This is a genomic window from Halomarina ordinaria (genome assembly GCF_030553305.1).
Lineage (GTDB): Archaea > Halobacteriota > Halobacteria > Halobacteriales > Haloarculaceae > Halomarina > Halomarina ordinaria.
On the sequence record NZ_JARRAH010000001.1, the window covers coordinates 1288690 to 1300908 of the forward strand.

Sequence of the window (12219 nt, forward strand, 5' to 3'; positions counted from 1 at the left end):
GGGGGTTCGACCAGACTTTTCACCGCAGCGCGCGTAGCCGCGAGTCACACATGCCATCCGCACTGTTCGTCGTGAGCGAGGAGGGGTACTGGGCCGAGGAGTGTATCGAGCCGCTGACGACGCTGCACGAGGCGGGCGTCGACATCACCGTCGCGACGCCGACCGGCGGCACGCCCGTCGTCGACGAGCGGTCGGTCGACCCCGACGCCGTCGGCGAGGAGACCGCAGAGCGGATGCGCGAGGTACACGAGAACGAGGACCACCTGAACAACCCCGTCGCGCTCGCCACCGTCGACGCGGACGACTTCGACGCCGTCGTCTTCCCCGGCGGCCACGGCACCGAGTGGGACGTCAACCAGGACCGCCACGCGCGGACGCTCCTGCGCGACGCCCTCGAACGCGAGGAGAGCGTCGCGCTCGTCGTCTGCCACGCCGTCGGCATCCTCGGGTTCGCCCGCGGGAGTGACGGGTCGTTCCTCGTCGAGGGGAAGGACGTCACCGGCTTCCCCAACGAGTGGGAGGAGGACATCGTCGACGAGAACGACCTGATGCCCGACGGCCGCAAGCTTCCCTACTGGGTCGAAGACGAGGTGAAGGCCGCCGGTGGGAACTGGGACGCGGAACTCGACGAGGACGTGAGCGTCACCGTCGACGGCGAACTCATCACCGCTCGCGGCCCCGAGTCCTCGGTCGCCGCCGCCAACGAACTCCAGCAGGCGCTCGCCCGCGACGCCGAAATCGAACCGTAGACGCCTCCGGCCGTCTCTCCCGTTTTTCACGTCGTCGAGAGCCGCGGCACCCGGTCGAACCCGTTCGGAGCGTACTCGCGACTCGCGTCGTTCGCGGTGTGCGCCACAGAACATAGCGGGAGGGAGATTCGAACTACGTCTGCTCGCTTCGCCCGCAGTCTCGTTCAAATCTCCTCCGTGAGATTCCGACGGATTCACGCTCGCGGCGCGATGAAACGCGCCGCTCGGCATGTGAATCCACGAGAATAGCGGGAGGGAGATTCGAACCCCGGTCGCTCGCTGCGCTCGCTCCCTCGTTCGAACTACCTGTCGCAGTCCACCGCGCACGGGACTCGTCGCTCCGCCCCTCGTCGTTGTTCGCTGAGAAGTAGCGGGAGGTAGATTTGAACTACCGATCTCCGGGTTATGAGCCCGGCGGAATCTCCTGGCTATCCCATCCCGCTACCTCTTCGTACCGGACTCGGGTAGGTAAGGGTTGTGGTTCGGTCGCCGTCTGCGAGTCAGGAACACGGCGACGGCACGGCGACGGTCGGGACCGACGCAGTGTCAGTGAGGAGATACGAGTGCCGTGCAAGCGACCTCGCGCCTACAGGGTGTAGTCGTGCTCGCCCGTCTCGCTCTCCAGGAAGGCCGTCAGCAGGTCGACGGTCGCGGCGATGTCCTCGTGGTGAGCGCTCTCGGTGACGGTGTGGAGGTAGCGCGTCGGTATCGAGAGGGCGCCGACGGGCGTGGCGCCGTTGGCCCGCTGGAAACTCGCCGTGTCCGTCCCGCCGCTGGGGAGGATTTCGAGCTGGTGGGGAATCTCGGCGGACGCCGCGACGTCGCGCAGGCGCCGGTTGACCTTCGGGTTCGTGATGACCGAGGAGTCCTTGAGTTTGATGGCGGCTCCCTCCCCGAGGCGGGTGACCTGCTTGCTCTCGTCGACGCCGGGCGTGTCGCTCGCGACGGTGACGTCGAGGGCGATGGCGAGGTCCGGCGAGAGGTCGACGCCGAGGGTCTCGGCCCCGCGGAGGCCGACCTCCTCCTGGACCGTCGCGGCGACGTGGACGGTCACCGGAGGGTCCTCGATGCGGCGGGCGGCCTCGAGGACGGCGAACAGGCAGACGCGGTCGTCGAGGGACTTGCCGGTCACGAGGTCGCCGACGGTCGTGGTGGTCTGGTCCATCGTGACGAGGTCGCCCGGCGAGACGCGCTCGGCAAGCGCGTCGCCGTCCATGCCCATGTCGACGTAGACGTCCTCGACCTCGGGTTCGGTCGCGCCCTCGTCGCCCTTCTGGGTGTGGGGCGGGGGCGAGCCGATGATGCCGGTCAGGTCGCCGTCCTCGGTGTGGACGGTGACGCGCTGGGCGCGCAGGACGCGGGCGTCCCAGCCGCCGAGCGCGTCGAGCTGGAGGAAGCCGTCGTCGTCCACGTGCCGGACCATGAACCCGATCTCGTCCATGTGCGCACCGACGACGACGCTGTAGTCGCTCTCGCCGCGTATCGTCCCGACGACGTTGCCCATCGCGTCGGAGGTGACCTCGTCGGTCGTCTCCGAGAGCTCCCGCCGGACGATGTCGCGGACGCGGTCCTCGTACCCGGGGACGCCCCGCTCTTCGGTCAGTTCCTTCAGGAGGTCGTAGTCGAAGTCGAACTCCGCCATGTCCGCGAGTTGCGGCGCCGTGCAATAGACGTGACGACTCAGACGTCGCGGTCGACGACGAACCGGGCGAACGCGGCGAGTCGCTCGGCCGGTTCGGGTTCGAGCGCGAGCGCGTCGAGGTGGTCGAGCGCGCCCTCCGAGAGCGCCTCGGCGCGCTCGCGGGCGTACGTGACGCTCCCGGCGGCGTCGAGGAGGTCGACCACCTCGCGGACCTCGTCGTCGGTGTTCTCCTCGGCCCAGAGCAGTTCCTCCAGACGGGCGACGTCCTCGGCCGGGGCGTGTTCGGCGGCGTGGATGACCATCAGGGTCTTCTTGCCCTCGCGGACGTCGTTGCCGACGCCCTTGCCGAAGTCGCCGCCGGCCTCCATGCTCGTCTCGACGTCGAGGACGTCGTCGGCCACCTGGAAGGCGACGCTCATGCGTTCCGCGTACCGGGCGGCCCCGAGTTCCGTCTCGCGGTCCTGGCCGGTGACGATGGCGGCGAGACGGGCGACGATGCGCCCGAGACAGCCCGTCTTGCACGCGCACATCTCCAGGTACTCGTCCTCGTCGAGGTCGATGGCGCGCTCGTTGTGCCAGCAGATGTCCATCCCCTGGCCGAGGTGCGTCCGGTTCAGTTCGTCCATGAGCATCTCGTAGGCGGCCAGTCGCGTCTCCGCGTCGAGGTCGCCGGGGTTCCGGGTGATTATCTTCAGCGGGAGGAAGTACATCGCGTTGCCGGCGTTGAGCGCCACGTCCACACCGTACTCGTGGTGGAGCGCGGGGGCGCCCCGGCGCATCGTCGCGCCGTCCTCCACGTCGTCGACGATGATGGTCCCGTTGTGGAGTATCTCGGGGATGCAGGCGTAGGGGAGGTACGCCTCGGGGTCCTCGCCGAAGGCCTCACAGAAGGTGAGAAAGAGGACGGCGCGCCAGCGCTTGCCGCCGCGGTCGAGGAGCGCCCAGACGGGGTCGGAGAGCGCGCGCTGGATGGTCTCGGCGGAGTAGGCGTAGGACGCGGGCCCGAAGAAGTCGGCGAGGTACGCCTCGTCGACCGTCCGGGGGAGCAGTCGCTCGATTTCCGCGTCGATGACCGGTCGCCACTGTTCGAGGACGTCCCGCATACACTGCCCGGTCACGGCGACGGGTCAAAAGCCTCGCCATTCGGCGGACGTGAACCGTGTTACGACACAACGCTTAGGCACCCGTCGACCCGACTCCAGCCATGACCGACTGGATCGGCGCGACGTTCACGGACCGCGCCGGCTGGGACCACCTCGAGACGCTCGTCGACCTCGGCGACCGGATGGCCGGCAGCGCGGGCGAACGCGAGGCGGCGGAACTGACCCGCGACGCCCTCTCGGCTGCCGGCGCGCGCGACGCCCACCTCGACGAGTTCGACGTGACGGGGTGGACGCGGGGGACGAGTACGGTCCGCGTCGACGGCCGCGACCTCGCCTGCATCGCTCTCCCGCGGAGCCCCGCCAGCGACGCGACCGGCGCGTTCGCCGACCTCGGCTACGGCCTGCCGACCGACTTCGACCGCGAGTTGGAGGGAAAGGTGGTGCTGGTCTCCTCGGCCGTCCCCGACTACTACGAGCGGTTCATCCACCGCCGCGAGAAGTACTACCGTGCCGTTCAGGCCGGCGCCGCGGCCTTCGTCTTCGAGAACCACGTTGAGGGCTGTCTCGCCCCCACCGGGAGCGTCGGGACCGGCGACGACCCCATCGGCGACATCCCCGCCGTCGGCGTCTCGAAGGAGGTCGGCGCGCGCCTCTCGCGCTGGTGTTCCGGCGACGACGCGCACCCGGTGACCGTCGAGGTCGACTGCGAGTACGGCCCCGCGACCAGCCGGAACGTCCACGCCGTCGTCGGTCCCGACACCGACGAGGAGGTGCTGGTGACGAGCCACGTCGACGCCCACGACATCGCCGAGGGCGCGATGGACAACGGCGCCGGCACGGCGATGGTCGTCCAGGTGGCGCGCGCGCTCGCCCGGCGCGAGTCCGACCTCGAACGGAGCGTACGCTTCGTCTGTTACGGGAGCGAGGAGGTGGGCCTCTGCGGGTCGACGCACGACGCCGAGCGGCGCGACCTCGACCGCGTGAAGGCCATCGTCAACTGCGACGGCGTCCTGCAGGGGCGGACGCTCTCGGCGTATACGCACGGCTTCGACGACCTCGAACGCGTCCTCCGCGAGGTGGCCGAGCACTTCGACCACCCCCTCGGGATGAACCCCCAGCAGGGCCCCCACAGCGACCACTGGCCGTACGTCCTCGCCGGCGGCGTCCCCGCCTACCACGTCACGAGCGAGACGGACGGGAGAGGCCGCGGATGGGGGCACACCCGCGCGGACACCCTCGACAAACTGGAGTCCCGGGACCTGCGCGAGGGGGCCATCCTCCTGACGGAACTCGTCGTCCGCCTGGCGCGCGCGGACACCGAGGTGGCCCGCCGCCCCCCGGAGGACATCGTCGCGGCACTCGAACGCGAGGGCCACGCCGAGGGGCTGCGCATCACGGGCGACCTCGACTCGCTCGACTGAGCGGATGGAGGGACGCCCCGCCCCGGTCGGAGACCGTTCGCGCGCGCCGCCCGCCCCCGACGACGTGAGTCACGCTTTTGCACGGGCGACGCGAGGTATCGCCCAATGAGCGAGGAGGCCGCGGCCGACGAACCGAGCGGGGAAGCGACGGAGGGACGGCCGCGCGTCGGCGTCGTCGGGTCCGACGACGCGGCGCTCGTCGCGAGCGTGGAGGCGGCCGGCGGGGAGGCGATTCGCGCGGCGTCGGTCGACGAGCGGGGGTTCGGAGCGGACCTCGACGCCGTCGTCGCCGTCGGCGAGCGGGCGCTGCTCTCGCTCGCCCCCACGCCGCCCGCCCCGATACTGCCGGTCGCCGTCGACGCGCCGCTCGGCGTCGCCCCGGGGTCGGCGGGCGCGGCCGTCGAGCGCGTCGTCGCGGGGACGGCCCGCACCGTCGACGCCCCGGTCGTCGGCGTGGCGCACGCCGGCGGCGAGACGCACGCGCTCCTCGATGTGACGCTGGTGACCGCCTCGCCGGCGCGCATCTCCGAGTACTCCGTCGAGAGCGAGGGGCGGACGATAGCCCGGTTCCGCGCCGACGGCGTGGTGGTCGCGACGCCCCTCGGGAGTCGCGGCTACGCGCGGGCGGCCGGCGCCCCGGAACTCGCCCCCGGCAGCGGCGTCGCCGCCGTCGCCCCCATCTCGCCGTTCGCCATCGACCCCGACCGGTGGGTGCTCCCGCTGGGGACCCTCACGCTCCGCGTCGAACGCGACGAGGCGGCCGTCGACCTGCTCGCCGACGACCGCCGCGAGGGCCCGGTCGCACCGAACGACCCGGTCCGCATCCGGCCGACCGGCACCCTCCAGGTGTTCGTCACGGAGGGGCGAGGATTGGAAAGGCACTAATGGGTGCACGACACCGGTTTAGGTATGCAGTCTTCGGTCTCGCTGTTCGGCCCCGTCGACACCATCCTCGGGCCGTACATCGAATACGTCCTGCTCGTCCTGGTGTTGGTGAACATGGTCGCCCGGGCGGCCGAGTATCGTTCCCACGTCAAACAGGCGCGCGACGGCGGCGTCGACGCCATCGGCCGGAACCCGGTCCGCGTGGCGACGAACTTCCTCCTGCTCGTCGGGGGGTTCTACTTCCTGACCGTCGAGTACCACGCCGGGTTCGTCTTCTCGGTTCTGGTCGTCGGGATGGTCATCACCGACGTCTTCGAGTTCGAGTCGCGCCTGGTCGAGGCGCGCCGCGACATCGGCATCGAGCGCCCGAAGGGGTCCATCGCCGCCTCCGTGCTCGTGCTCCTCTACGCGGCGTACACGAGCCTGTTCTTCCTCATCGCCGACTACTGGGGCGCCGTCATCTGAACTGACCCCCGCCGTTCGTCTCGTGACGCCACCGGCCACCACACCCGACCAGCCGTCTTCTACACGCGCGTCGTCGCCGTCCAGCGGGACCACCGCACCGTAGCCACGACCAGTCATCGACGGAAGGGAGCAGTCGCCACTGCCGCGACGCCCCTGCACGCGAGACCGCGGTGACGAGCGGGGCGAGGTGGGTGACACGAGGGGGGCGAGGTGGGTGACACGAGGGGGGCGAGGTGGGTGACACGGTGAAGACGAGACGAGCGGGGCGACGTGCGGACGTCGACGCCGCTGGACGGTCGTCGTGAGAACGGAGAGAGAGAGGTGTCGGTCGGGGGGCGAGCCGGTTCTAGCCCGAGCGTGCCAGGCGAATCTGACGGATCGCCGGGATGATGACCCAGAAGGTGAGCGCACCGAGGATGGCGAAATAGAACATAGCGTCCATGAGGACGAGGCCGATCTGGTCGTAGACGTTGGGGTCCTCGGGGAGCGGTCCGACGAGCTGTGCGCCGGAGAACGACGGCGTCCGGTACCAGCCAGCGAACGTGAGCCAGCCGAACAGCCCCACGATGAGCGCCGTGAGCCCCTTGATGAATTCGTCAGCCATTATCGGGAGTTAGTCACCGTCGTCTTTAGGGTTTCCCATTCCCGCGGTCCGAAAGCGCGTCCCGAGGATGTACGTCCCCGCGCCGGCCCCGATGAGCGCGATACCGATGAGCGCGAAGGTCACCTGGAGGACGCCGTCGGGGACGGGCGCGGCGGCGATGGCGTCGCGGACGACGAACGGGACCGGCGGGAGCACCGTGGGGGCACCGAGCAGCGTCCCGAGGAAGCCGGGGAGGCCGGCGAGCGAGACGTAGAACAGGGCGACGGCCACTCCGATGCGCTCGCCGAGGCCCCCACCCGACCGGACCGCCCGGTAGCCGAGGTAGAGGACGGCCGGGAGCACGACGCCGACGAGCAGGCCGAGCAGCAGGAACCGCTGGACGACGTTCGTCGCCGCGTCGAGGAACAGGAACCCGAGGATGATGAGGGCCACGGCGACGAGCGTCGAGGAGACGATGACGGTCTTGTAGAGGTCGAGCGAGACGACCACGTCGCCGTCCGTCCCGCGCCGTGGCTGGTCGGAGGCGTCGGACATGAGAGAAGTGAGGGGCCGCGATTACTTCACTTCGGCGGACGCAGCCGGTAGTACCGCCGATTGAGTTCGAACATGTACCCCTCGCGCATCGACTTGAGCACGCCGTAGGCGATGAAGCCCGCGACGAACGGCAGCAGGAACGTCAGGTCGAACAGGAGGTTCGGCTCGATGGGGACCAGGTTCTTCACCGACAGCACGCTGATGGTGAACGCGAAGACGATGCCGAAGACGCCGACGGCCGCCCAGAACGGCTGCTCGACGGGCCGGCGGGCCGACCCCTTGTTCAGGAAGGGGACGATGGCGATGAACCCGACGACGACCAGGTTCGCCAGCACGCCGTAGGTCCGGTCGGCCATCAGCTGCTGGCCGCCCAGCAGGCTGATCTCGGGGTTCAGCGGCCCCAACTTGAGCAGGCCGAACGACCAGTAGAGGTACCAGTCGGGCAGGATGACCGGGGGCGTCTGACTCGGGTTCGCGGGGGCGTCGATGTGCATCGGCAGCGCGGCCGAGAGGAACAGGATCATCCCCACGAAGAAACTCGTCAACGCGAGGTTGCGAATCATCTCGTGGGGCCAGGTCGGGAACCCGAGGACGTCTCGTTCGATGTAGCTCGACTCCGTGCGGAGGTCCTGGTCCTCACGCCGGGCGCGTTCGAAGTACTCGTACGTCAGACGAGGGAGCCCCTCCGAGCGAGCCTTTCGCTCGCTCCACGTCGGGGTCTCGTCGTCCGGGGCGACGATACCGGTACCGTCGGCCCGAACCTCCTCGCCGCTGTCGTCGCTCGGAGGCATGTCTAGGTGATACACTCTAGCGAGCGGGGAAGCTTCAACGTTGTGTTAGCCGTGCCGCCGCCGTCGAAAAATCGAACGACGGGACGGACGGTTCGAGTCGGAAACGGAGTCTCTGCGGCGCCGAAGCGAGGAGAGAAAACGAGCCGTCGAACGCGACAGCGAGCCGGCCCGGTCAGTGGGGCTCGGCGATGCCCTGCATCCAGACGATACCGATGTGGATGGCGATGAGCGCCGTCGTGATGAACGGCAACAGGAACACGTGGAGGATGTACATCCGCTGGAGCGTCGCCTGGCTCAGCGAGAAGCCGCCGAACAGGAGCTGGGCGACCCACTCGCCGGCGAGCGGAATCGAGAGCGACATCTCGACGCCGATCTGTCCGGCCCAGAACGCCAGCTGGTCCCACGGCAGGAGGTAGCCGGTGTACCCGAAGACCATCGTCAGCGAGATGAGGACGATGCCGAGGATCCAGTTGAGTTCGCGGGGCTCCTTGTACGCGCCGGTGAAGTACACCCGCAGCATGTGCAGGAACACCGCCGCGACCATCACCTGGGCCGACCACCGGTGGAGCGACCGGAGGAAGAACCCGAAGTTCAGCTCGGTCATGATGTAGGTGATGGAGGCGTACGCGGACGTCGGGTCGCCCGTCGTCGCTGGCGCGTAGTAGAAGCCGAGGAAGGCACCGCTGATGGCGGCGACGACGTAGGCGATGGTACTGAACGACCCGAGTGCGTACAGCGGGTACCAGTACCAGAACTTGTTGTCGAGGTTGTACTGTTCGGTGTGACTCTTCGGCATCTGCATGTTGACCTTGTAGTAGAGGTTCTCGAGGACCTCGAGGTAGTCAACGAGGCGCAGACGCTTGTCGAGCCAGATGAGGACGGTGAGATAGCCGCGTTCGACCGGCGAGAGCTCCTTGCTCTTCATCCAGCCGCCGTGGTCCATCTCGTCTTTGCGTTCGAGGCTCATGTGTCGTGGTAGCTCAGTAGTGGTCTCCGCGGGTTAATCATTCTCCTCCGTCCCCCTCGGGGCGCGGGAGCGCGACGAACGAGGACGCGATCCAGCTGTAGGGGTCGTAGACGGACTGGTGACACTGGCAGTAGACGTCGTTCGCGGCGCCGAAGCGTGTACTGTCGCTGTAGGCCTTGAACGCCGGCACGCAGCAGAAGTGCGTACACTTGTCGAGCCAGGCCATGAAGCCGTCTTCGGTGGTCGCCGCCTGGATGAACTCGCCGAGCGGACCGCCCTGCTGGCGCATCTCGATGACCTCCTGACTTCGGATGACCTGCACGGGGATGGTTTGCGAGCCCTCGACGTCCTGGGAGCGCCAGTTGGCCATCGCCGGCTTGCCGCCGGGGGTGCCGACGCCCGTCTCGAAGCCCTCGTAGTCCTCGAACTGCGAGACGTTCAGCGGGTCGCCCTCGGAGAGTTCCTCGTTCTGCCAGTCGTACGGGGAGTCGGCGGCGGAGAAGAACGTGTTCTCCTGGTCGGCGTCGGGCTGGATGCCCGCGTACGTCTGGATGCCGCAGTACTGGAACCACTCCGAGGAGTACGTCTGCCCGCCGAGTTGCGTCTCGGCGATCTGTATCTCCTGGCCCTGCTCCTCGACGGTCTGGACTTCCGGCCAGACGCCCCCGATGTCGCCGTTGTCGGCGATCTGTATGGGGATGACGGGCATCCCACGCGGGGCGGGACCTTCCGTGTTCTCGATGCCGACGAACTCGGTGATACCACCGCCCGCACCGGTGGGGTCCGTGGCCGTCCCGATGGCCGCGGCCGCCCCGCTGCCGACGCCGGCGAGCACACCTGCCCCGACGACGCCCTTCACGAAGCGCCGTCGGCCACTCTCGGTCGGATATTTGTCGTTGTCTGCCATGTTATCGCTTGTAGTAGGGGTAGACTGCGCGCTTTACGTTCTCCCAGGCACCCTCGCCGCCGAGTTCGGTGCCGTACATGTCCTCCTCGCGGATGTAGAGGTCCTCCCACTTGCGCCGGCGCTTCTTCACGATCATCACGTCCGGGAGGAACTCCTTGCGGTAGAGCAGGAGGATGAACGCGAGGTCGATGAAGACGAGCGACAGCAACCCGCCGAGGTACATGTTCCCGAACTCCTCGAGGCCCCACCCGGTGGCGAGGCCGTAGGAGAACATGCCGACGAGGACGATCTCGAGGACCGTGAGCAGGACGATGGCGATGGCGGCCGTCGTGCTCTCGCGGGCCGGTTCGTACCGGTGGATGTCGCCGTAGCTGTTGTTACCAGAACTCATCAGTTACCACCCTTGGTGTTGGGGCTCTCGCCGTACTTCAGGAGGTAGAACGTGAAGATGAGCGAGACGATCATCATCATGATGGTCGCGATGCCGACGAAGTGCGGCTGGATGGGGACGCCCATCTCCTTGGGGTCGGCGGGTTCCGCCGCCGCGGCCGCGGGCGACGTCCGCGGGACGTCCTCGCCGATGGCGACGGCGCCGAGCATGCCCTGGCCGGCGTGGGGGTCGCACTGGTAGGTCGCGATGGGGCCGCCCTCGGCGGTCCACTCGAAGGTCCCCGACGCCTGGGGGCTGCCGCTCTCGAAGTCGGCACCGTCCTGGGCGACGACGTTGTGACTGCCGCCCTCGCCGGTCCACTCCCAGATGATGGTCGCGCCCTCGTCGACGTGGACCGCCACCGGGTCGAACGCGAGGCCACCCTCGCCCGCACCGACTTCGACGGTCACTTCGGACTCCCCGCGCGCGTCGACCGTTCCGCCTTCTTCCCAGCCGGCAGCGTCGTCGAGGAACCCGCCGTAGTCGATGGGACCACTCCCGCCCCCACCCCCACCGCCAGAGGACTCGTTACCGCCGCTCTCGTTACCGCCACCGGCGGACTCGTTGCCACCCGAGGATTCGTTCCCCCCAGCGGACTCGTTGCCGCCCGCGGACCCGTTACCGCCGCTCTCGTTCTCCTGAGCGGCGGCGGAGCCAGCGGCAACCGTGACGGCACCGGCAGTCCCACCGGCCGTCATGAGAAATTGCCGTCTATTCATACACAACCTCACGTCGGAACCCGGTTCGTATAAACCCACCGAACGTGCCGAGAGGGCTTCTACCGGGCTTACGCGGTGTTCTCGTTGGATTCACTCTCGGCACCCTCCTCTTCGAGGTCCGGTAACTGCCCGCGCTCGATGTCGTCGAGGAACGCGGGGCGTTCGTCCGAGTCGATACCGACCGCCCGCAGTCGGTTCCGGTACTCCTCCGCACGGAACCGGTCGGAGAGGCGCGCGTTCGCCACCAACAGGAACAGCAGGAGGCCGATGACGAGGAAACCGGTGCCGACGACGATGCCGAGGAGCGTGTCGAGGCCGAGCAGCGGAATCGCCGCGAACATCGACAGCCCCACGAGCACCTGGACGCCGGCGACGGCCTGGAGCATCCGGTTACCGAGTTCGCCGCTCCCCTCGGGGACGTCGAGCGGGTCCGGGAGCGTCTCCTCCGCCGGCGGGTCGCTCACCTCGTAGTCGTCCATCGAGCAGAGCGCGACCGTCGGCTTCACGTCACGGAGGACGGTCCCCATCCCCTCGACGGTCCCGTCGCCGTACACGACGGCGTACCCCTCGTCGGAGTAGGCGACCACCCGGTCGGGGTCCGCGAAGCGTTCGAGGCGCGCGAACACGTCGCGGTTGGCGACGCGGTTCTTCAGGTCCGCCTCGACGCGGTCGAGCAGTTCCGGGCCCGTAATCCACGTGTCGGGGTCGAACGCCGCCTCCCACTCCTCGGGCGTCATCCGGGCCATGTCCTCCGGGCGGAAGTCGTCGAAGTCGTACTTCTCGTCGACCTGCGCGCGGAGTTCCTCGAGCGAACGGTCCGGGGACCCGTCGCTGGTCGACTCGGGCGCGTCGTCCGCGCCCCCGTCCCCCTCGTCGGGTCCGTCGGCCGACGACCGAGAATCCGCCATGGTCCGTGGTTGGTCCGCTCGCCGTATAGACGTTCCGACGCAGTGACGAGCACGGGTGCGCAGCACGTCGGTTCCGTCACCCTCAAGCGCCCGC

At 68.7% G+C, this 12219-nt stretch carries 14 protein-coding genes and 1 tRNA gene; 4 read left to right on the forward strand and 11 right to left on the reverse strand.

Annotated features, from left to right (window positions below):
- Positions 1–50 precede the first annotated feature (50 nt).
- Positions 51–749 (forward strand): type 1 glutamine amidotransferase domain-containing protein, encoded by a 699-nt coding sequence (locus P1Y20_RS06955; protein WP_304447936.1) that lies wholly within the window; start codon positions 51–53, stop codon positions 747–749.
- A gap of 368 nt (positions 750–1117) precedes the next feature.
- On the opposite strand, the gene P1Y20_RS06960 is transcribed toward P1Y20_RS06955, so the two are convergent.
- The 3 genes from P1Y20_RS06960 to P1Y20_RS06970 form a co-directional block, all read right to left on the reverse strand.
- Positions 1118–1192, reverse strand: a tRNA-Met gene (locus P1Y20_RS06960).
- 143 nt (positions 1193–1335) lie between these two features.
- Positions 1336–2391, reverse strand: coding sequence for a M42 family metallopeptidase (locus P1Y20_RS06965; protein WP_304447937.1), 1056 nt, complete (start codon positions 2389–2391; stop codon positions 1336–1338).
- 38 nt (positions 2392–2429) lie between these two features.
- The gene (locus P1Y20_RS06970) at positions 2430–3494 is read right to left on the reverse strand and encodes a polyprenyl synthetase family protein (RefSeq protein WP_304447938.1); all 1065 of its coding nucleotides are present in this window, start codon (positions 3492–3494) and stop codon (positions 2430–2432) included.
- Between the two features lie 101 nt (positions 3495–3595).
- Between P1Y20_RS06970 and P1Y20_RS06975 the strand changes: the two genes are divergently transcribed.
- The 3 genes from P1Y20_RS06975 to P1Y20_RS06985 all read left to right on the forward strand — a co-directional run bounded on the left by P1Y20_RS06975 (position 3596) and on the right by P1Y20_RS06985 (position 6265).
- Positions 3596–4915 (forward strand): M28 family peptidase, encoded by a 1320-nt coding sequence (locus P1Y20_RS06975; protein WP_304447939.1) that lies wholly within the window; start codon positions 3596–3598, stop codon positions 4913–4915.
- Between the two features lie 105 nt (positions 4916–5020).
- Positions 5021–5800 (forward strand): NAD(+)/NADH kinase, encoded by a 780-nt coding sequence (locus tag P1Y20_RS06980; RefSeq protein ID WP_304447940.1) that lies wholly within the window; start codon positions 5021–5023, stop codon positions 5798–5800.
- A 24-nt stretch (positions 5801–5824) separates the two neighbouring features.
- Entirely contained in the window at positions 5825–6265 is a 441-nt protein-coding gene (locus P1Y20_RS06985; protein WP_304447941.1) for a DUF7313 family protein, read from the forward strand.
- 346 nt (positions 6266–6611) lie between these two features.
- Here P1Y20_RS06985 and P1Y20_RS06990 read toward each other — a convergent pair whose 3' ends face one another.
- The 8 genes from P1Y20_RS06990 to P1Y20_RS07025 all read right to left on the reverse strand — a co-directional run bounded on the left by P1Y20_RS06990 (position 6612) and on the right by P1Y20_RS07025 (position 12125).
- The gene (locus P1Y20_RS06990; RefSeq protein ID WP_304447942.1) at positions 6612–6869 is read right to left on the reverse strand and encodes a DUF7314 family protein; all 258 of its coding nucleotides are present in this window, start codon (positions 6867–6869) and stop codon (positions 6612–6614) included.
- A 9-nt stretch (positions 6870–6878) separates the two neighbouring features.
- A complete protein-coding gene (locus tag P1Y20_RS06995; RefSeq protein ID WP_304447943.1) occupies positions 6879–7403 on the reverse strand; it encodes a DUF7315 family membrane protein in 525 nt (174 codons plus the stop codon).
- Between the two features lie 26 nt (positions 7404–7429).
- Entirely contained in the window at positions 7430–8194 is a 765-nt protein-coding gene (locus P1Y20_RS07000; protein WP_304447944.1) for a cytochrome b family protein, read from the reverse strand.
- A gap of 172 nt (positions 8195–8366) precedes the next feature.
- Positions 8367–9161, reverse strand: coding sequence for a cytochrome b (locus tag P1Y20_RS07005; RefSeq protein ID WP_304447945.1), 795 nt, complete (start codon positions 9159–9161; stop codon positions 8367–8369).
- 37 nt (positions 9162–9198) lie between these two features.
- On the reverse strand, positions 9199–10068 hold the full coding sequence (locus P1Y20_RS07010; protein ID WP_304447946.1) for a Rieske (2Fe-2S) protein: 870 nt from the start codon (positions 10066–10068) through the stop codon (positions 9199–9201).
- A 1-nt stretch (position 10069) separates the two neighbouring features.
- Positions 10070–10459, reverse strand: coding sequence for a DUF7318 family protein (locus P1Y20_RS07015; protein ID WP_304447947.1), 390 nt, complete (start codon positions 10457–10459; stop codon positions 10070–10072).
- On the reverse strand, positions 10459–11217 hold the full coding sequence (locus P1Y20_RS07020; protein ID WP_304447948.1) for a halocyanin domain-containing protein: 759 nt from the start codon (positions 11215–11217) through the stop codon (positions 10459–10461). The genes P1Y20_RS07015 and P1Y20_RS07020 overlap by 1 nt, the downstream gene beginning before the upstream one ends.
- A gap of 68 nt (positions 11218–11285) precedes the next feature.
- Positions 11286–12125: a DUF7319 domain-containing protein gene (locus P1Y20_RS07025; RefSeq protein WP_304447949.1), complete on the reverse strand. Its 840-nt coding sequence runs from the start codon at positions 12123–12125 to the stop codon at positions 11286–11288.
- Positions 12126–12219: the final 94 nt, after the last annotated feature.

Bases quoted from the DNA above. Each gene is read 5' to 3' on its own strand.
- P1Y20_RS07025 (WP_304447949.1), bottom strand. From the start codon at position 12,125: ATGGCGGATTCTCGGTCGTCGGCCGACGGACCCGACGAGGGGGACGGG.
- P1Y20_RS06955 (WP_304447936.1), top strand. From the start codon at position 51: ATGCCATCCGCACTGTTCGTCGTGAGCGAGGAGGGGTACTGGGCCGAG.
- P1Y20_RS07015 (WP_304447947.1), bottom strand. From the start codon at position 10,459: ATGAGTTCTGGTAACAACAGCTACGGCGACATCCACCGGTACGAACCG.
- P1Y20_RS06975 (WP_304447939.1), top strand. From the start codon at position 3,596: ATGACCGACTGGATCGGCGCGACGTTCACGGACCGCGCCGGCTGGGAC.
- P1Y20_RS07000 (WP_304447944.1), bottom strand. From the start codon at position 8,194: ATGCCTCCGAGCGACGACAGCGGCGAGGAGGTTCGGGCCGACGGTACC.
- P1Y20_RS06965 (WP_304447937.1), bottom strand. From the start codon at position 2,391: ATGGCGGAGTTCGACTTCGACTACGACCTCCTGAAGGAACTGACCGAA.
- P1Y20_RS07020 (WP_304447948.1), bottom strand. From the start codon at position 11,217: ATGAATAGACGGCAATTTCTCATGACGGCCGGTGGGACTGCCGGTGCC.
- P1Y20_RS06985 (WP_304447941.1), top strand. From the start codon at position 5,825: ATGCAGTCTTCGGTCTCGCTGTTCGGCCCCGTCGACACCATCCTCGGG.
- P1Y20_RS07010 (WP_304447946.1), bottom strand. From the start codon at position 10,068: ATGGCAGACAACGACAAATATCCGACCGAGAGTGGCCGACGGCGCTTC.
- P1Y20_RS06980 (WP_304447940.1), top strand. From the start codon at position 5,021: ATGAGCGAGGAGGCCGCGGCCGACGAACCGAGCGGGGAAGCGACGGAG.
- P1Y20_RS06990 (WP_304447942.1), bottom strand. From the start codon at position 6,869: ATGGCTGACGAATTCATCAAGGGGCTCACGGCGCTCATCGTGGGGCTG.
- P1Y20_RS07005 (WP_304447945.1), bottom strand. From the start codon at position 9,161: ATGAGCCTCGAACGCAAAGACGAGATGGACCACGGCGGCTGGATGAAG.
- P1Y20_RS06995 (WP_304447943.1), bottom strand. From the start codon at position 7,403: ATGTCCGACGCCTCCGACCAGCCACGGCGCGGGACGGACGGCGACGTG.
- P1Y20_RS06970 (WP_304447938.1), bottom strand. From the start codon at position 3,494: ATGCGGGACGTCCTCGAACAGTGGCGACCGGTCATCGACGCGGAAATC.